An 18,386-nucleotide genomic window follows, 5' to 3' on the forward strand; every position below is an offset into this window, starting at 1 on the left:
AAGCCTTTGTTGATCTCCTCGAGCGCCAAGGTGTGGGTGATCATCGGATCGATCGCGATCTTGCCCTGCATGTACCAGTCGACGATCTTCGGCACGTCGGTGCGGCCGCGGGCGCCGCCGAAGGCGGTGCCCATCCAGCTGCGGCCGGTGACGAGCTGGAACGGCCGCGTCGATATCTCCTGGCCGGCGCCGGCAACGCCGATGATCACCGACTTGCCCCAGCCGCGATGCGAGGCCTCGAGCGCCTGGCGCATCACCTTGACATTGCCGGTGCAGTCGAAGGTGTAGTCGGCGCCGCCGATCTGGTCGGCGCCGCGCTTGGTCAGGTTGACGAGATAGGGCACGATGTCGTCGCCGACCTCGGTCGGGTTGACGAAGTGGGTCATGCCGAACCTTTCGCCCCAGGGCTTCTTGTCGTTGTTGATGTCGACGCCGATGATCATGTCGGCGCCGGCGAGCCGTAGCCCCTGGATGACGTTCAAACCGATGCCGCCGAGACCGAAGACGATCGCCGTCGAGCCCATCTCGACTCGTGCGGTGTTGATGACGGCGCCGATGCCGGTGGTGACGCCGCAGCCGATGTAGCAGATCTTGTCGAAGGGGGCGTCGGGATTGACCTTGGCGACGGCGATCTCCGGCAGCACGGTGAAGTTGGCAAAGGTCGAGCAGCCCATATAGTGATGGATCTTGTCGCCGTTAATCGAGAAGCGCGAGGTGCCGTCCGGCATCAGCCCCTGGCCTTGGGTGGCGCGGATGGCGGTGCAGAGATTGGTCTTGCGGCTGAGGCACGAGGGGCAGGCGCGGCATTCCGGCGTATAGAGCGGAATGACGTGGTCGCCCTTCTTGACGCTGGTGACGCCGGGGCCGACATCGACGACGATGCCGGCGCCCTCATGGCCGAGGATTGCCGGAAACAGCCCCTCCGGATCGGCGCCCGACAGGGTGAAGTCGTCGGTGTGGCAGATGCCGGTCGCCTTGACCTCGACCAGCACCTCGCCGGCCTTCGGCCCCTCGAGCTGTACCGTCATGATTTCCAGCGGCTTGCCGGCCTGAACGGCCACGGCGGCGCGTACGTCCATTTCCCTTCTCCCTCGAAAATTGCAAGATGTTTGGCGGTGGCAATGGCAATCGTCAATACAACGGCACGCGGCGCCCGTAAGCAGGAAATGCGCAATCTAGCGAAAATTCCGGTCGAGCCGGTCGAGTTCCGCCTCGAGTGCGGCGATCGCTTCTCCGGTTTGCCGATGCAGCTTCTTGACGAGCGCGAGCTGCTCGTGAAGGTCATTGCTCGACGTAGCGGGATCGCCATCCGGGGAGCGGCCGATGCCGGCGATCAGCCAGGCCGGCGTCACGCCGAGGACGGCAGCGAGCATGAAGAGCCGGTTGGTGCGGGGCTCGGCGCGATCGCGCTCCCAGGCGGAAATGGTCTCGGTGCGAACGCCCAGCCTGTCCGCGAGCTCCTTCGTCGAAAGCTTTGCCGCGTCCCGCGCCCGCCAGATGCGGCCGCCCAGCGTATCGCCATCTCCTGTTTGGCGCAGGCGCGCGATCACGGTTTCGGTGGATAAGCGCATGGCTTTCTCCCTTTACCTGACATCTTCGCGGGCCCCGAGCGCTGCCGGAAAGCACCCGCCGCCGAGGCGCGAAGGTGAGCTGAGCTTATAGGTATTCCTGCGCGGGCGGAGCACTCCGAAGCGTCAAAAACACGGCCAAATGCGGCTCGGTGCCGTCCGATCCAAGAGCAACTTTGAGCGGTGGGCGGCGCTTGAAACCGCGATGAAACACGATAGGGTCGAACCTGAACGCTTTGCGAGGACATCGGAAAAATCTGCCCGTGAACGGATATACACAAACGGCCGCCGCGCCGCCCAATGCGGTTATGCAGGGCGTGGCCATCATGCTCTTCGCCATGCTCATCCTCCCGGGCATGGATGCCATTGCGAAATACATGGCGGTCTACGAAGGCATGTCGCCCGGCCAGGTGACCTTCTATCGCTTCTTCTTCCAACTCGTGTCGACCGTTCCGCTGCTGCTCACCGCTGGCGGCCTGCAGGCCGTCTACCCGAAGCGGCTTTGGCCCAATCTGCTTCGCGGCGTGCTGCTCGCCGGAGCTGCCCTGTTCTTCTTCATCTCCGTGAAATACATGCCGCTCGCCGACGTGTTCGCGATCTACTTCGTCGAGCCCTTCATCCTGACATGCATGTCGGCGCTCATTCTGCGCGAAAGGGTCGGCTGGCGCCGATGGACCGCGATCGCGATCGGTTTCGCCGGCGCCATGATCGTCATTCAGCCGAGCTTCGCCCTTTTCGGATGGACGTCGCTCCTGCCGGTCGCCTGCGCTTTTCTCTTCGCCTGCTATCTCTTTCTCAATCGAGCGGTCGGAAGCGCTGATTCGCCGCTCGCCATGCAGACGGTCGCCGGCGTCGGCGGTACGCTGTTCATGGCTGCAGTGATCGCCGCGGGCGACAGCATGGGAGCGGTAGATTTCGAGCCGGCGCTACCGCAGTCGACATTGGGCTGGACGCTTGTCATCGCACTCGGCGCGATCTCCGGCTATGGCCATTTGCTGGTCGTCAAGGCCTTCCGCCTGGCGCCGCTGTCGCTCTTGGCGCCGTTCCATTATTTCGAGATCGTGTCGGCGACGGTGCTCGGTTATCTGGTTTTCGAGGATTTCCCGTCGCCTTCCAAATGGCTCGGCATTGCCGTCATCGTCGGCTCCGGATTGTTCATCATCTGGCGCGAGCGGCAGTTGCAGAAACGGTAAGGTAAGTCCTGAGCGCCGCCGCGCAGGCTCAGACTTCATCCGCCCTACTGCATGTTTCCTTATATCCGAGCCGATTTGAGGAAAAAACATGCAGCAATTCAAAGTGCTACAGCGACCTTTGTGCGTCTGGAAAGACGCACGGCGCTGTAGTGGGGCCGAAGACCGATTCGAACGCCTGCCGTAGCCGGATATCGACGTCTGCCATCATCACCGGAAGGCCGAGGTCGACAAGGCTGGTGACGCCGTAGCCGCGGATGCCGCAGGGTACGATGCCGCCGAAATGATCGAGATCCGGATCGACGTTCAGCGCGAAGCCATGGAAGCTCACCCATTTGCGTAAGCGGATGCCGATGGCGGCGATCTTGTCTTCGGCCATCGAGCCATCCACAAGGGGCGGCTTTTCCGGGCGGCGTACCCAGACACCGACGCGGTCCTCGCGGCGCTCGCCCTTGACGTTCATCGAATCGAGCGTCGCAATTATCACGTCTTCGAGAGCGGCGACGAAGCCGCGAACGTCCTGCTGCCGGCGTTTCAGATCAAGCATGACGTAGACGACCCGCTGTCCCGGACCATGATAGGTGTATTCGCCGCCCCGACCGGTCGCGAAGACCGGGAAGCGGTCCGGGGTGACGAGGTCGGTGGCATTGGCGCTCGTGCCCGCGGTATAAAGGGGAGGGTGCTCGACCAACCAGACCAGCTCGTCCGCGGCGCCGGCGGCGATAGCCGCGGCTTCCCGCTCCATCGTTTCGACGGCCTGGGGATAGTCTACGAGGGAAGGAGCGATGCGCCAACGCACCGGGGGCGAACCCGGCGGGGCAAACATGTCGCGGCTGAGATCTTCACGCTGCATGGGAGCCTGCATTGTTGATTTTTCTGGCCTGTACATGGGGCTGACTGCGCCAAGAGTCCAGGGTTTCCAGCGCTTTGCGGAGGTGACACCGAAATAGTTTCATTTCACGTCAAATTTCTGTCGTGATGGCCTTGTGCACCCCAAATGCTTTTGCTACATGCAGCCCCGCCGACGCAATCGGCACCTACCACGATGCGGTCGTGGCGGAATTGGTAGACGCGCAGCGTTGAGGTCGCTGTGGGGCAACCCGTGGAAGTTCGAGTCTTCTCGACCGCACCATTCAGAGAACGAATAGCCCCGTAACCGGCTGGTTCTACGGGGTTTTTGTTTTTCCTCTTGCCATCGAGCTCTCTCTGAGCTGAAATACGAGCCAAGCCCTATCCCGCCGAGGGGCTGTCGCCGGACTCTGATGCCTGGGTCGCGGCCGCGTTTTCCGCATCGTCCCATTTCGGCTTCCCTTCCGAGGGTCGCGGGGGCGCGTATTCACGAACCCACCGACGTACACGATATTGTTGATGGCTAAATTCGCGGAATCGTAAAAAAAAAGTCGGCGAAACAGCGGGGATTAGTTATGATTCCCTTGTCATGACGGATTCGCGAGAAGCGTCGTCATGATGGGGTGACAGAGCGACGTGTCTTGCGGAGTGCGCCTGAAAAACGTCTTTGAGGCGCCCATCGATCGGTCCCGAATTGATGTGCGGATGTCGTCGTGAGCTGCTGCTTCGGCATCCGTTTCAGTGCCCGGTTATAAAGGAACTTTGAAGGCAGGAAACCGTTCACCTGAAGCAATCGCCGATTGGCAGCGATCCCGGTTCAACCAAGCGGCTTGCCGCGGGAGAGCACGATGCAAAGGAGTGAATCTGACGTCTTCGACCTATTCTCGGAGATCTATACGAGTGCAGCGCAAGAGGAGATAAGCCTACAGGAATATCTCCTTGCATGTCGCGATGACAAAAGCATGTACGCCACCGCTCAGGAACGAATGGTGGACGCCATCGGAGAACCGGTTCTCATCGATACCAGCGCGGACGAGCGTCTTGGCCGGATCTTCGCAAACCGAACCATTAAAATCTATCCTGCCTTTTCCGACTTCTTCGGTATGGAAGATACGATCGAGCGGATCGTCGGTTACTTCCGCTATGCTGCCCAGGGCCTCGAAGAACGCAAGCAGATTCTCTACCTGCTGGGCCCCGTAGGTGGCGGCAAGTCGTCGCTCGCCGAGCGACTGAAGAAATTGATGGAGCAGCGGCCGATCTATACGCTCATGGTCGACGGCAAGGTCAGCCCCATCTTCGAATCTCCCCTTGGCCTCTTCCATCCCGAGCGCATGGCCGATCTTCTCGAAGACAAATACGGCATCGCCCGGCGGAGGCTGACGGGCCTGATCTCGCCCTGGGCCGCAAAGCGGCTTGATGAGGTCGGCGGCGACATATCGAAATTCAGCGTCGTCAAGCTGATGCCGTCCCGTCTGCGCCAAATCGGCATTGCCAAGACCGAGCCGGGTGACGAGAACAACCAGGATGTCTCCTCGCTGGTCGGCAAGGTGGATATCCGCCAGCTCGAAAACTACAGCCAGGCCGATCCGGATGCCTATTCCTACAGCGGCGGCTTGAACCGCACGTCACAGGGTCTGCTCGAGTTCGTCGAGATGTTCAAGGCGCCGATCAAGGTCCTGCACCCGCTCCTGACGGCGACCCAGGAAGGCAGCTACAACGGAACGGAAAACTTTGGTGCTTTCCCCTACCAGGGCACCATTCTTGCACACTCCAACGAATCGGAATGGCTGCAGTTCAAGAACAACCGCAACAACGAGGCGTTTCTCGACCGCATTCTGGTGGTCAAGGTTCCCTATTGCCTGCGGGTGACGGAAGAGAAGCAGATTTACGAAAAGCTTCTGCGTGAAAGTGAACTGCTCAACAATCCTTGCGCCCCGGAGGTGCTGGAAATCCTGAGCCGCTTCACCGTCTCGACCCGTCTCGTTCCGCATGAGAACTCGTCGCTTTACACGAAGATGCGTGTCTATGACGGCGAGAACCTCAAGGACGTCGACCCGAAGGCACGCTCGGTCCAGGAATATCGTGATGCCGCAGGCGTCGACGAGGGCATGACCGGCGTCAGCACCCGCTTCGCCTTCAAGGTCCTGTCCGAGACGTTCAACTACGACACCAAGGAGGTTGCAGCCGACCCGGTACACCTCATGTATATTCTGGAGCAGGCCATCAAGCGCGAGCAGTTCCCGAAGGAGACCGAAGCGGGCTATCTCGACTTCATCAAATCGGAACTCGCCACCCGCTATGCGGAATTCATCGGTCATGAGATCCAGAAAGCCTATCTGGAATCCTACAGCGAATATGGCCAGAACCTATTCGACCGCTACATCGCCTATGCGGATGCCTGGCTCGAGGACCAGGATTTCAAGGATCCGGATACGGGTCAGATCCTCAACCGCAAGATTCTCGACAGCGAACTGTCGCAGATCGAGAAACCGGCCGGGATCGCCAATCCAAAGGATTTCCGCAACGAGGTCGTCAAGTTCACCTTGCGCGCCCGCGCCAAGAATCATGGGCGCAATCCGTCCTGGACGAGCTACGAAAAGCTTCGGGAAGTGATCGAGAAGCGCATGTTCGGCCAGGTCGAGGACCTGCTGCCGGTCATCAGTTTCGGCTCAAAGAAGGACAGCGCCACCGAGAAACAGCACGCCGAGTTCGTCCAGCGCATGAAGGAGCGTGGATACACCGAACGGCAGGTGCGCCGTCTCGTCGACTGGTACATGCGCGTGAACAAGGCGGGTTAACGGTCCGAAAGGCAGGGGGCAGCCAATGCCGAATTTCATCGACCGCCGCCTTAACCCGAAGGACAAGAGTCTCGGCAACAGGCAGCGCTTCCTGAAGCGGGCGCGGGAGGAGCTGAAGCGAGCCATTAAAGAGAGGGTAAAATCGGGCAAGATAACGGACGTCGATGCAGAGCAGAATGTCTCCATGCCCGCCCGCGGCGTCAACGAACCATCATTCCAGCCCGACAACAACACCGGTGAAAGGCGGCATGTGCTGCCGGGCAATCGCGAATTTGCGGCCGGCGACCGTATCCCCAAGAAAGCCTCGGGCGGCGGTGCTGCAAGCGCCGGCGCCGGAACCGGCCAGAGTGAGGACGACTTCCAGTTCGTTCTCTCTCGCGAGGAGGTGCTCGATCTTTTCTTCGAGGATCTTGAACTTCCAGACATGGTGAAGCTCAACTTGAAGGAGTCCGTCGCGTTCAAGCGGCGCCGTGCCGGCTTTTCCGCAAGCGGCTCGCCCACGAACATCAATGTCGGGCGCACCATGCGCAACAGCTACGGCCGCCGTATCGCATTGCATCGGCCGGCGCGTCGGGAAGTGGAAGCGCTCGCAGACGAGATCGCCAAGCTGGAGAAGGAGGCCAACGGTACCGCGAAGCACAGGAAGCGCATCGAAGAATTGCGCCAGACGTTGGAAAAGCTCGAACGCCGCCGCCGGCGCATTCCCTATGTCGATCCGGTGGACATTCGCTTCAATCGCTTCGAACCGCAGCCGCTACCGAATGCAAGCGCCGTAATGTTCTGCCTGATGGACGTTTCCGCTTCGATGGGCGAGCGGGAGAAGGACCTCGCCAAACGTTTCTTCGTATTGCTGCACCTTTTTCTCAAGCGGCGCTACGAGCGGATCGACATCGTCTTCATCCGGCACACGGACGAGGCGGGCGAGGTCGACGAGAATACCTTCTTCTACAGCAAGCAGAGCGGCGGCACGGTCGTTTCCACCGCGCTCGAGGAGATGCTTCGCGTCATCCAGGAGCGCTATCCGGCCCACGAATGGAACATCTACGCGGCTCAGGCCTCCGACGGGGAGAACATTTCCGGCGACTCCGAGCGCTGCGCCTCGCTCCTTCATGACGAGTTGATGCGGCTTTGCCAGTATTATGCCTATGTCGAGATCATCGACGAGCGCGAAACGGAGATCTTCGGCACGACCGATAACGGGACTTCGCTCTGGCGGGCCTATCGCACCGTCGATGGCGAATGGCCGAATTTCCAGATGACCCGGATCGCAAAGCCGGCGGACATCTATCCGGTTTTCCGAAAACTCTTCGGCAAGCAGCCGAGTGTGCAATTGCGCAAGTGAAAGGCGAACCGGATGACGAAGGGCGCGGCCTCCAACCTCTTGTTTCAGAGTTCCGATTGGAACTTCGAGACGCTGGCGCGCACCTACGACGCCATCGAGACGATCGCGCTCGACGAGCTCGGACTGGACGTATACCCCAACCAGCTCGAGATCATCTCCTCCGAACAAATGCTCGACGCCTATTCCTCGGTCGGCATGCCGCTGATGTACCAGCATTGGTCCTTCGGCAAGCGCTTCGTTTTCGAGGACCATCTCTACCGCAAGGGCCGGCGCGGTCTCGCCTATGAGCTGGTGATCAACTCCAATCCTTGCATCACCTATCTGATGGAGGAAAACACCATGGCCATGCAGGCCCTGGTCACCGCGCATGCGGCCTTCGGCCATAATCATTTCTTCAAGAACAACTACCTGTTCCAGCAGTGGACCGATGCCAGCGCGATCCTGAGCTATCTGGAGTTCGCCAAGAAATACATCATCAAGTGTGAGGAGCGCTACGGCACCTCGGCCGTCGAGGAGATCCTCGATTCCGCTCACGCGCTCATGGACCAGGGCGTCTTTCGATACAGGCGGCCTCCGCGGCTATCCTCCGAGAAGGAACGCGAGCGGATGCGCGAAAGGCTCGAATACGAGGAGCAAACCTACAGCGACCTGTGGAGGACGCTTCCCCCGACGACCGCAGGCGTCGATCCGAGTGAGGTCGAGCGCGACGTGTCGGAGCGAAAAAAGGCGTTGAACCTGCCCGAGGAGAACCTTCTCTATTTCCTGGAGAAGACGAGTCTGATCCTCGAGCCTTGGCAGCGGGAGATCCTGCGTATCGTCCGGGTGGTTGCCCAATATTTCTACCCGCAGCGGCAGACGAAGGTGATGAACGAGGGATGCGCCACCTTCGTCCACTACACCATCATGAACAGGCTCTTCGACCAGGGAAAGATCAACGAAGGCGCCATGCTGGAGATGCTCCAGAGCCACACCAACGTCGTCTTCCAGCCCGCCTTCGACGATCCCCGTTTCCCGGGCCTCAATCCTTACGCGCTGGGATTCGCCATGATGCAGGATATCGAGCGCATCTGCGTCGATCCGACGGCGGAGGATCGCGACTGGTTCCCCGAAATTGCCGGCAGCGGCAAATGGCGCGATACGCTGCTTGACGCCTGGGCGAACCATCGCGACGAGTCTTTCATCCTGCAGTATCTAAGTCCGGCGCTGATCCGCAAATTCCGGCTGTTCCTGCTGACGGACGAGGCGGACGAGAATTACTGCGAGGTCGCCTCGATCCACAACGAGCGCGGCTACGAGGCCATACGTGCAGCTCTTGCCCGCAGCTACGATATCGGCGCCAACCAGCCCGACATCCAGGTCATGGATGTCGACCTTTTGGGCGACCGTCACCTGCGGCTGCAGCACAACGTCAAGAACGGCGTATTCCTTGAGGAAAACAGCCGCGACGCCACCCTCCGCCATGTTCGCCATCTCTGGGGCTACGAGGTGAGCCTCGTCGGCATCGATATGGAAAGCGGCGACACGCTCTATGAATGCTCAACGGAAGAGCTTTCCGACTAGGCTGAATAACTGCGTGTCGCCCGACCATCTACGGCGCTTGGGGCAACCGCATGCGCAAAAACAAAAAAGCGCGTCGCATGAATTCGATTGAACGCGACGCGCTTTAGCTAGTTTAGCGCGTGGCCGGCCGCACGCTCTTGCGCATAACGCGGCGCGATCACTTCTCCTTACCGTTCGGCGAAACCTGTTGCGACGGTCCGCCGGTTCCGGTTTGCGCGGTCGGATCGCGGTCGACAGGCGCCTGTACAGGCGGCGTGGACTGCTCTTGATTAATGCTGCCCGTCTGCTCTGTCGAGGGTTGCACCTGTTCCGTCTCCGCCGTCGGGTCGATATCAGTGCTCTCGCCCCAGATTTCGACCGCGCCCCAAACAGCGAACGCTAGCAGGAGTCCGCCGAGCAGCACGGCTAGCACGCCCGTTCCGTGACGGCCTTGCTTTGCCTCCTCGGCAGAAAACTCTTCCCGTTCCGCGTCGTGTGTCGCAGATGCCGGATCGCCACGTTCATCGAGATATTTGGCCATTGCATCGTCTCCCGTGAAGTCTCATTGGAGAACGAGAACGGCATCGCAATGTTCCGGGATCGGGTGACTGGAGGCTCGATCGTTTCGCGATCAATTGCCCATGCTATCTACGAAGCTGCGGCGGATGAGCTTGTAGGTATGGTCGGGCTGAACCTCGTAGGTCTCGTAGACAATTCTGCCTTCATGCCGGAATCGATTTGGTATCTTCGTGCCCGGAGCGGCGATTGTTTTGCGCGAGGGGCCCGTCTCGCCGTAGGTGAGGCTGCCGGGAAGTGGTTCGAGATCGGGGGTGGCGGTGCATCCCGCCAGAGCGACGGCGCAGAGGAGAGTAAGGCCCAAATATTTCATCGTATGTCCTTCAATTGAGTCGCTCGAGATGCTTTTATCATGTTCGGCAAGGCGTCCGCCTCACGCTGACCTGCTCGCCATCGGGCGTGCTGGGCCCGGGGCGAGGCGAACCTATTCGATGGTGAACACTGACGCAACCATTGCGCGTCTCACCTGCAGCGTCGTAAGTTTTCTCAGACGCACCAAGGCCGCGGTAGCACTTTGAACCGCTGCATGTTTTCGTCGTAAAATCGGTTGCGATTAAGGAAGCATGCAGTGGCACCGGGCGTTACGACTTTTTGAAGCGTTTCTCGGCGCGTTCGCGCTTCAGCCTCGACAGCCGCCGTGTCCAGAAGATGCCGTCGAGCTGGTCGAGCTCGTGCTGCAGGCAGACCGCCATCAGCCCGTCGGCCTCTTCTTCTGCCGGCTCGCCCGAAAGCGTCTGGCAACGCACGCGCACGCTCGCCGGCCGCTCCACCTCTTCGGAGATGCCGGGCATCGATACGCTACCCTCGCTATGGCGTGCGGTTTCGCTCGACCGCCAGACGATTTCCGGATTGATGAAGGTGCGCGGCCCGGTCTTCTGGTCTAGCTCGATCACCGTTACCCGTCGCAGCACGCCAATATGCGGGGCAGTGATGCCGATCCCCGGAGCTGCCCGCATCGTATCGAGGAGATCCTCGGCGAGCTGGCGAAGATCCTCTTCGAAGCGACTGACTGTTTCTGCGGCAATGCCGAGCAACGGATCGGGAAACCGGATGATCGGTCGGATAGCCATACGACGTCCTCTGCGTGCGTAGTCGTTCACTGCCCCTGCGGGGTGCCGGCGAGCCATACTCGTTTCACTTTTTTCATATGCATTTGCAACAGCTTGGATAAAACCGCCGCCGACCTCATGTCGATGCCGCCTCGGCTGTGGACCTGGGCGGAGCTTTGCGCTAGCAGGGCACAGGACCGTTTCCGGCGCAGGTTCGGGCGGTCAAACCGGCATGTCAAAGCGCTTCCGATCCTGGAGTAACGGGGCGGGCGGCGGTGTTCTTTAAGGGGCGCGTCCATGAGCAATACCGGCGACGATGACCGCGGTTCCGATGAAATCGCCGTCTACGACGGTTCGGACATTTATGCCGACGACGGCTCCGTGCGTTCCGATTTCCTGATGCATGTCGGTGCCGCGATCGCGGATCGCGACACGATCTATCTGCGCCAGCACGTCGCCGGCCTTCATTCCTCAGAACTCGGCGACCTTCTCGAAGCGATCCAGCCGGAGCAGCGCCTGGCGCTGGTTTCCCTTCTCGGAAAGGAGTTCGATCTCGCGGCTCTGACCGAAGTCGACGAGGCCATTCGTCTTGATATCGTCGAGCATTTGCCGAATGAGCAGATCGCCGAGGCGATCGGCGAGATGGATTCCGACGACGCCGTCTACATTCTCGAGGACCTCGACCAGGAGGATCAGGAGGAGATCCTCGCCAAGCTGCCCTTTACCGAGCGCGTTCGCCTGCGCCGGTCGCTCGACTATCCGGAGAGCACGGCCGGACGGCGCATGCAGACCGAGTTTGTCGCCGTGCCGCCATTCTGGACTGTCGGCCAGACGATCGACTACATGCGCGAGGACGAGGATCTTCCCGACAGCTTCACCCAGATTTTCGTGATCGACCCAACCTTCAGGCTGCTCGGCGCGGTCGATCTCGATCGTGTGCTACGCACCAAACGTTCCGTCAAGATCGACGCAATCATGCGCGATACCAGCCACGCGATCCCGGCCGAGATGGACCAGGAAGAAGCCGCGCAGCTCTTCGAGCAATACGATCTCCTGTCCGCTGCCGTCGTCGACGAGAACGGCCGGCTGGTCGGCGTGCTGACGATCGACGACGTGGTCGACGTGATCCAGGAAGAGGCCGAGGAGGACCTTCTGCGCTTGAGCGGCGTCGGTGACGAGGAACTGTCGGACTCGGTTGCCGAGGCCTCGCGCTCTCGCGTGCCCTGGCTTTTCGTCAACTCGATGACGGCTTGCATCTCCGCCTCCGTCATTGGACTCTTCGACGCCACGATCCAGCAGATCGTCGCGCTTGCGATCCTGATGCCGATCGTCGCGGGCATGGGCGGCAATGCTGGCTCGCAGACCATGACGGTTACGGTGCGGGCGCTTGCCACCCGCGGCCTCGATATTCACAACGCGCCGAGGATCATCCGGCGCGAGGCGGGCGTCGGCCTTCTGAACGGCATGATCTTCGGCACGTTCATTGGTCTTGTCGCAGGTCTGTGGTTCCAGGACCCCAATATCGGCGGTATCATCGCCGCCGCCATGCTGATCAACATGATGGCGGCCGCTCTTGCCGGAATTCTGATTCCGCTGCTTTTGGAAAAATCGGGCGCCGACCCGGCCGTCTCCTCCGCCGTATTCGTTACGGCCGTGACCGACGTAACCGGATTCTTCAGCTTTCTCGGTATCGCGACGTGGTGGTTCCACGTCACCTGACGCGCCTGTTTGACTTTTACGTCAAAGTCAATAATAGTAGCGCCGCGTGAGTTGATGGAATGGCGGCGTGAATAAGTACTATAGCATTACGGAGCTGACCCGGGAATTCGGCATCTCGACCCGGACGCTGCGCTTTTACGAGGATGAGGGGCTCATCCATCCGGAGCGTCGCGGTCGCACGCGTCTGTTTCGACCGGCCGACCGGCGCCTGATCAAGGAAATCCTGCGCGGCCGGCGCATCGGCTTCACGATTGCCGAAATCCGCGAGATCATCCAGGTTTACAAGGATCCTCCCGGGGAGATCGGTCAATTGCAACTTCTGATGAAGCGCGTCGAGGAGAAGCGCGAGGACTTGCGGCAGAAGCGTAAGGACATCGAGGATACGCTCGCCGAGCTCGACCATGTCGAGGAGGCATGCCTCACGCGGCTGGCAGAGATTGGCGTCGGGACATAGCAAGCCCCGGTTCGCCTTGCATCCATTTGTTTCAAGAGGCGGCCGCGAGCCGCCTTTTTTTACTGTATGATCTCCTTAAATCGAAATCGATTTAAGGACAAATTATTGCAGCAATTCACAGTGCTACAGCGACCGTTACGCGTCTGATTGGACGCGCGGCACTGTAGTGTCGGCGTTTTTAGATCCACCGGGCGGTATGGCGGCAATAACGCTCGAACTCGAAACCGAAGCGTGACAACAGGTGCCGCTCTTCCTTGCGAATGGCAAACAGGGTCGTCAATGCAACGGCGCCGATCGCCGCTATAAAAAACCATGGGTTCACGGTCACCAGGCCGAGGCCGATCATCAGCAGCGTATAGCCGAGATAGATCGGGTTGCGGGTGAAGCGAAACGGCCCGCAGGTGACGAGACATGTGGCACACCGGTGCGGCAGGACCGCGGTGCGGCGGTCGAGCAGGCTCTTGACGGCCCATAGGTCCAGGGAAATCGCCAGAACGATGAGGGCGGCCCCGATCAGCCAGGGGAACCAGCCATGCCCCTTAGCGACAGGGATCGGAACAAGCCGGGCCAAAGCCAGCGCAATGAGAACCGCTGCGCCATAGATGAAAGGCGGCCACGGAAAATTCAGCGGCTTGGCACGCTAGGCATTCATGTCCCTAGTCCCCTGATTGCGCATCCATTGTGCACTGACTGGCGATTCGGGCAATGCGCCCATCCGTGTTCACGTCGATCTTGCCCGTATTCAAATCGTCGAACAGGTTCTGCTCCTTCAGCCTGTCGAGGGTACAACCGCAAAAGCGACCGCAGGAGATGCCAGAATTTGCGCTGTTGCAGGCTCGCTCGCAATTCATCCGATAGGCCTGCGCCGGGTCGGGGACGGGGGCGGGAGAAATAAGCGAGAAAAGATAAACGAGCCCGATGAGCAGCGGCTGGTGGGCGAGGTATATCACCAGACTGTGGCGTCCACCGAAGGCGAGCGGCGTCAGCCACAAGTTTCTCGTGCTGCCTCGGGTTTGGTCGGTCCCGAGCCTTGCCACGAAAAACGGATGAAACAGCTTTGCCACGCCCAGACCGGCAAGAAACGGTGCTAGCCAGGGCAGGAGCGGCACGTAGTCGTTCGAGCGCGGGACGGTTTCGGATAGCCCGACCCACCAGAGCGCCGGCGTGTCGAAGATCGGCGAGCGCAAATAGAAGGGAGCGGCGAAGGCGGCCGCGGCGGCAAGAAAGGAAACGGCGGCGGGGAGCCTGAGGAACAGGAGACCGACAAGACTTGCCGCGGCGATGGCGTGGAGAATGCCGAAAAAGATGAAGGAATCGGGGAAGGCGAACCACGTCGCGATGCTGATCAAGGCCGCGGCGCCGGCGATCTTGCCGAAACGGAGGGCGAATGCGCGGGGGCGGAATTTAGGAAGCTGGCCGAGCACCAGGCTGTAGCCGGCCAGGAACAGGAAGCTGCCCGCGATCAGGCGCGCAAACAGCCGCCAGCCGCCCGTTCCCGCGGTGCCGGCCGCAACATAGCCGAACAATTCGAGATCCCAGACAAAATGGTAGATCGCCATCGCGACGAGCGCCGAGCCACGCAACGCGTCGAGGAGGGCGATGCGGCCGGGTCGGGTGACGCCCGACTGCGGCATCTGCGTCTCGTAGGTGGTCGTGGTGCTGTGGTCGGACATGGGCATTGCCGTTCTGTTGTTGGGGCGAGGCCACACGAATGTGGTAGGTCCGATCGCCGCGATCCATCAGGCATTTTCGATCAATGCGGTTCGCGCTTCCGAATAAAATTGCCGGCGCGTCAGGACGAAGATGACGAAGGCCGTAAGGACGACGAAGATGTAGGGGCTGATAAACCAGCCGAGATAACCGATCGACAGGAACATCGCCCTCAAGCCCGCATTGAAATGCTTGGCCGCCAGCGTATTCATGCGGATCGCGCGTTCCGCCGCCCGTTCGGCCGCCTGCCGATCACGGTTCATATCCGCCATCATCGGTATGCCACCCATCAGGATCGAACAATAGTTGAAGAGTCTATAGGACCAGCCGAACTTAAAGAAGGAGTAGCCGAAGAGGCAGGTGAGCCCACCGACCTTCAATTCGAATCCCGTCCGCCCACTTCGGAATATCTGCGGCAGATCGTTGAAGATCATCTGCACCTGATCGGTCGCGCCGAGCAACGCGAAGCATCCGCCAAGCGCGAAAATGGTCGTCGAGGCGAAAAAGGCGGTACCCGCCTGAAGTCCGGCGATGATCTGCGTGTCGATCATCTTCAGATCGCGATTGAGCGAGTTGCGGATCCACCGCGCCCTGTGCTCGTTCATCAGCCGGTTCAAACTGACGCGCTTGAAATTGCGTCGTCCGTCCGAAGCCCAGGTGAAGCCCGCCCACAGCAGAACGAAGATGGCCAGCGCTATGTAGTCTTCGAAAGTCATGGCGCGTGTTTTGGCACGGCCGTATGAAAATGCAAAGGTCGCCACGGGGACGCGCGGGCGGATTTCGACACGATTTCGCCACATTTCAATATTGCGCGTTAACCCATTCTTCGCTATGCACTGCCCCCATGCCTCAATGCTTGCCGAGCTTCGGCTATTCGGAGACATCATGGACAATACAGTAGAGAAGTCGTGCTGGGGCGTGACCTTTCGCGCCGTGGCGGGTTTCGCAGGCTTTCTCGTTCTCGCCTATCTTTTCGGCGGCTTCTGAAAAAATAAACCGACTGTCAGCGGCGAACCGGTCATGCGACCGCTTCGCCGCTTTCTTGTTTTTGTCTGTGACCGAAGGGCCACGGAGGCATTTCGCGTGCCGTCCATGTCGCACCGACAGAATCCAATGTCGGTCGGTCGCCTGACGCATCGGCATAGGATCGCTTAGGGTTCCATCCTATATAAGAGGCGACCGGCACCCGTTTTTGAAAGAGGAACGGCGTGGTTCGGTTCATAATCGACATGGCGTTCAGCCGCAGGGGCGGCGGCGCTCTGTCAGGCTCTGGGCAGGCAATTTATGTTTCTTTCCGTCTTCGACGTCTTCAAGATCGGTATCGGTCCATCGAGCTCGCACACTATGGGGCCGATGTCGGCCGCCAACAGGTTTCTCGATCTCATCCTGTCGGACGACTGGCCGCGGCCGTCCCATGCGGCCGTTAGCGCCATCCAGGTAAGCCTGCACGGGTCGCTGGCGCATACGGGTATCGGCCACGGCACGGGCAGGGCGGTGATTCTCGGCCTGATGGGCGAACGCCCTGACCTCGTCGACCCGGACCGGATGGATGCGATCATCGAGGAGGTGGAGCGCACGGGCCGCGTCACGCCTCCCGGCCATCCGGCCTATGCATTCCAGCCAAAAACCGATCTCATCTTTGACAAGAAGGTGCCACTGCCGGGCCACGCCAACGGCATGTCCTTTTCGGCCTTCGATCGCGACGGTCGGCTGCTTCTCAAGCGGATCTACTATTCGATCGGCGGCGGTTTCGTCGTAACCGATACGGAACTGGAGGCGATGCGGGCTCAGAAGAACAAGCCTGCCGGCGTCAAGGTGCCCTATCCCTTTGCGACGGCGCAGCAGATGCTCGACATGGCCGCCCGCTCGGGGCTGACGATTGCCCAGATGAAGCGGGCTAACGAGGAATGCGCCATGTCGAGGGAGGAGCTCGACGCGGGGCTCGATCGCATCTGGGCGGCGATGAATGCCTGCATCGACCGCGGTCTCAGCCAGGACGGGATCATGCCGGGCGGCCTGAAGGTCCGCCGGCGCGCCCGCGCGATCCATGACAAGCTGCAGGAGGAATGGCGCTCCAACAAGACCAATCCGTTGCTCGCGAACGATTGGCTGAGCGTCTACGCCATGGCCGTCAATGAAGAGAACGCCGCCGGCGGCAGGGTGGTTACATCGCCGACCAACGGCGCGGCGGGAGTCGTGCCGGCGACCATCCGCTACTATTTGCATTTCCACGACGATGCCGATCAGGAAGGTATTCGCGATTACCTGCTGACCGCCGCCGCCGTCGGCGGTATCATCAAACACAACGCCTCGATCTCGGGAGCGGAGGTCGGCTGTCAGGGTGAGGTCGGTTCGGCTTCGGCGATGGCAGCCGCAGGTCTCGCCGCCGTGATGGGCGGTACGCCCGAACAGATCGAGAATGCCGCGGAGATTGCGCTCGAGCATCATCTCGGCATGACCTGCGATCCGGTCGCGGGTCTGGTCCAGGTGCCCTGCATCGAACGCAATGCCCTTGGCGCCGTGAAGGCGGTCACGGCGGCGTCGCTCGCGCTCAAAGGCGACGGCAAGCATTTCGTCCCGCTCGATGCCTGCATCGAGACGATGCGGCAGACGGGCGTGGACATGAACGAGAAGTACAAGGAAACATCCACCGGCGGGCTCGCCGTCAACGTCGTCGAGTGCTGACACATGTCGTCCGGCGCTGTGGACGAAGCCGCGCAACCCGCTTGACCGCGACCGGCGGACGGGTGTTGAAGGTTCGCCATGGCTTTGCATCTCATAAAGCTCTGCGTCGGTGCCGAATCCGTCGAGGACTTGCGCGAATGGGTGTCGCGCAAGTCCTTAGCGGCGATTGCGGCCGGACAGCAGCCCCATTCCTTCCATACGACGCGGATGGTTCCGAAGCGCGCGGAAGAGCTTCTGGCGAGTGGGTCGCTCTACTGGGTGATCAAGGGATATGTGCAGGCGCGCCAGCCGCTGATCGGCATCGAGACCTTCACCGATGGCGAGGGCATCGGCCGCTGCAATCTCATCCTTGGGCCGGAAGTGGTGGAGACCGAACTGCAGCCACGCAGGGCCTTCCAGGGATGGCGGTACTTGGAGGACAAGGAAGCGCCGCGCGATCTCGCGTCGCTTTCCGGCGATGGCGGGGAGATGCCCCTCGAATTGCGGCGTGAACTCGCCGAACTCGGTCTCCTGTAGTCGCAGCCATATCGTCCGTCAGAGCTGCTCAGCCGCGTTCCGCTCAATGCTTGCACATGGCTGGTATGGCGCGTACCGCCTGAAACACGGCTCCGTGATCAGTGCAGTCTCATTCTCAACGGACGGCGACCAGGTGCCGTGACATGCAGGTGGATTTCCGCCCGGGGCTGGGTCGAACGCCAAGCGCGTGCGCCATGTGTGAGAAGCATGCCCACGAGGTCCCGCGTCTTTGCTTTCGACCGGTTGAGGCCGATATCGGCGATACGCATCGCCGCCTCGTGCAACGGATGCAGTCGGATGCGGGAGGGCTTCGCTTGCTTTCCCGGCATTGCGGTGATGCCGGGAACGTTCTCGTTCACTGCCATGACAGACCTCGTTACGCTATACAAAT

The 18,386-nt window shown here is 60.7% G+C and carries 18 protein-coding genes and 1 tRNA gene; 9 read left to right on the forward strand and 10 right to left on the reverse strand.

Features of this window, described 5'->3' with window-relative positions; genetic code table 11:
- Both AYK65_RS06880 and AYK65_RS06885 read right to left on the reverse strand, forming a co-directional pair.
- On the reverse strand, window positions 1-1,079 hold a 1,079-nt coding region (locus AYK65_RS06880), incomplete at its 3' end, for an S-(hydroxymethyl)glutathione dehydrogenase/class III alcohol dehydrogenase (protein WP_081158084.1).
- Between the two features lie 96 nt (window positions 1,080-1,175).
- Window positions 1,176-1,571 carry a helix-turn-helix domain-containing protein gene (locus tag AYK65_RS06885; RefSeq protein ID WP_026613838.1) on the reverse strand — a complete coding sequence of 132 codons (396 nt, stop codon included), beginning with the start codon at window positions 1,569-1,571 and terminating at the stop codon, window positions 1,176-1,178.
- Between the two features lie 305 nt (window positions 1,572-1,876).
- Here AYK65_RS06885 and AYK65_RS06890 point away from each other — a divergent pair, with 305 nt between their 5' ends.
- Complete coding sequence (locus AYK65_RS06890) at window positions 1,877-2,761, forward strand: DMT family transporter (RefSeq protein ID WP_046118535.1); 885 nt, start codon at window positions 1,877-1,879, stop codon at window positions 2,759-2,761.
- A gap of 106 nt (window positions 2,762-2,867) precedes the next feature.
- On the opposite strand, the gene lipB is transcribed toward AYK65_RS06890, so the two are convergent.
- Window positions 2,868-3,647, reverse strand: coding sequence for a lipoyl(octanoyl) transferase LipB (gene lipB, locus AYK65_RS06895; RefSeq protein WP_046118267.1), 780 nt, complete (start codon window positions 3,645-3,647; stop codon window positions 2,868-2,870).
- A 158-nt stretch (window positions 3,648-3,805) separates the two neighbouring features.
- Here lipB and AYK65_RS06900 point away from each other — a divergent pair.
- The 4 genes from AYK65_RS06900 (at window position 3,806) to AYK65_RS06915 (ending at window position 9,307) form a co-directional block, all read left to right on the forward strand.
- Window positions 3,806-3,890: transfer RNA gene (locus tag AYK65_RS06900), tRNA-Leu, on the forward strand.
- Between the two features lie 565 nt (window positions 3,891-4,455).
- The gene (locus AYK65_RS06905) at window positions 4,456-6,405 is read left to right on the forward strand and encodes a PrkA family serine protein kinase (RefSeq protein WP_026613836.1); all 1,950 of its coding nucleotides are present in this window, start codon (window positions 4,456-4,458) and stop codon (window positions 6,403-6,405) included.
- A 25-nt stretch (window positions 6,406-6,430) separates the two neighbouring features.
- Complete coding sequence (locus AYK65_RS06910) at window positions 6,431-7,747, forward strand: YeaH/YhbH family protein (protein WP_026613835.1); 1,317 nt, start codon at window positions 6,431-6,433, stop codon at window positions 7,745-7,747.
- 12 nt (window positions 7,748-7,759) lie between these two features.
- A complete protein-coding gene (locus AYK65_RS06915; protein ID WP_026613834.1) occupies window positions 7,760-9,307 on the forward strand; it encodes a SpoVR family protein in 1,548 nt (515 codons plus the stop codon).
- Window positions 9,308-9,464: 157 nt separating this feature from the next.
- Here the strand turns inward: AYK65_RS06915 and AYK65_RS06920 are convergent, their stop codons facing one another.
- The 3 genes from AYK65_RS06920 to AYK65_RS06930 form a co-directional block, all read right to left on the reverse strand.
- The gene (locus tag AYK65_RS06920) at window positions 9,465-9,827 is read right to left on the reverse strand and encodes a hypothetical protein (RefSeq protein ID WP_081158085.1); all 363 of its coding nucleotides are present in this window, start codon (window positions 9,825-9,827) and stop codon (window positions 9,465-9,467) included.
- A gap of 90 nt (window positions 9,828-9,917) precedes the next feature.
- A complete protein-coding gene (locus AYK65_RS06925; protein WP_026613832.1) occupies window positions 9,918-10,175 on the reverse strand; it encodes a hypothetical protein in 258 nt (85 codons plus the stop codon).
- A 268-nt stretch (window positions 10,176-10,443) separates the two neighbouring features.
- Window positions 10,444-10,932 (reverse strand): peptide deformylase, encoded by a 489-nt coding sequence (locus AYK65_RS06930; RefSeq protein ID WP_081158086.1) that lies wholly within the window; start codon window positions 10,930-10,932, stop codon window positions 10,444-10,446.
- 276 nt (window positions 10,933-11,208) lie between these two features.
- Between AYK65_RS06930 and mgtE the strand changes: the two genes are divergently transcribed.
- Window positions 11,209-12,630: a magnesium transporter gene (gene mgtE / locus AYK65_RS06935; protein WP_026613830.1), complete on the forward strand. Its 1,422-nt coding sequence runs from the start codon at window positions 11,209-11,211 to the stop codon at window positions 12,628-12,630.
- Between the two features lie 67 nt (window positions 12,631-12,697).
- On the forward strand, window positions 12,698-13,084 hold the full coding sequence (locus AYK65_RS06940; RefSeq protein ID WP_026613829.1) for a MerR family transcriptional regulator: 387 nt from the start codon (window positions 12,698-12,700) through the stop codon (window positions 13,082-13,084).
- A gap of 178 nt (window positions 13,085-13,262) precedes the next feature.
- On the opposite strand, the gene AYK65_RS06945 is transcribed toward AYK65_RS06940, so the two are convergent.
- The 3 genes from AYK65_RS06945 to AYK65_RS06955 form a co-directional block, all read right to left on the reverse strand.
- Window positions 13,263-13,712 (reverse strand): methyltransferase family protein, encoded by a 450-nt coding sequence (locus tag AYK65_RS06945; protein ID WP_244559957.1) that lies wholly within the window; start codon window positions 13,710-13,712, stop codon window positions 13,263-13,265.
- Between the two features lie 28 nt (window positions 13,713-13,740).
- Entirely contained in the window at window positions 13,741-14,757 is a 1,017-nt protein-coding gene (locus tag AYK65_RS06950) for a heparan-alpha-glucosaminide N-acetyltransferase (protein ID WP_081158087.1), read from the reverse strand.
- Between the two features lie 66 nt (window positions 14,758-14,823).
- Window positions 14,824-15,510, reverse strand: coding sequence for a DUF599 domain-containing protein (locus AYK65_RS06955; protein ID WP_026613826.1), 687 nt, complete (start codon window positions 15,508-15,510; stop codon window positions 14,824-14,826).
- Window positions 15,511-16,078: 568 nt separating this feature from the next.
- Between AYK65_RS06955 and AYK65_RS06960 the strand changes: the two genes are divergently transcribed.
- Window positions 16,079-17,479 carry an L-serine ammonia-lyase gene (locus AYK65_RS06960; protein WP_026623381.1) on the forward strand — a complete coding sequence of 467 codons (1,401 nt, stop codon included), beginning with the start codon at window positions 16,079-16,081 and terminating at the stop codon, window positions 17,477-17,479.
- A gap of 78 nt (window positions 17,480-17,557) precedes the next feature.
- Window positions 17,558-17,995 carry a DUF1489 family protein gene (locus AYK65_RS06965; RefSeq protein ID WP_026613824.1) on the forward strand — a complete coding sequence of 146 codons (438 nt, stop codon included), beginning with the start codon at window positions 17,558-17,560 and terminating at the stop codon, window positions 17,993-17,995.
- 98 nt (window positions 17,996-18,093) lie between these two features.
- On the opposite strand, the gene AYK65_RS06970 is transcribed toward AYK65_RS06965, so the two are convergent.
- Window positions 18,094-18,360 carry a hypothetical protein gene (locus AYK65_RS06970; RefSeq protein WP_026613823.1) on the reverse strand — a complete coding sequence of 89 codons (267 nt, stop codon included), beginning with the start codon at window positions 18,358-18,360 and terminating at the stop codon, window positions 18,094-18,096.
- Window positions 18,361-18,386: the final 26 nt, after the last annotated feature.

Source organism: Ensifer aridi, assembly GCF_002078505.1.
Taxonomy (GTDB): Bacteria; Pseudomonadota; Alphaproteobacteria; order Rhizobiales; family Rhizobiaceae; genus Sinorhizobium; species Sinorhizobium aridi.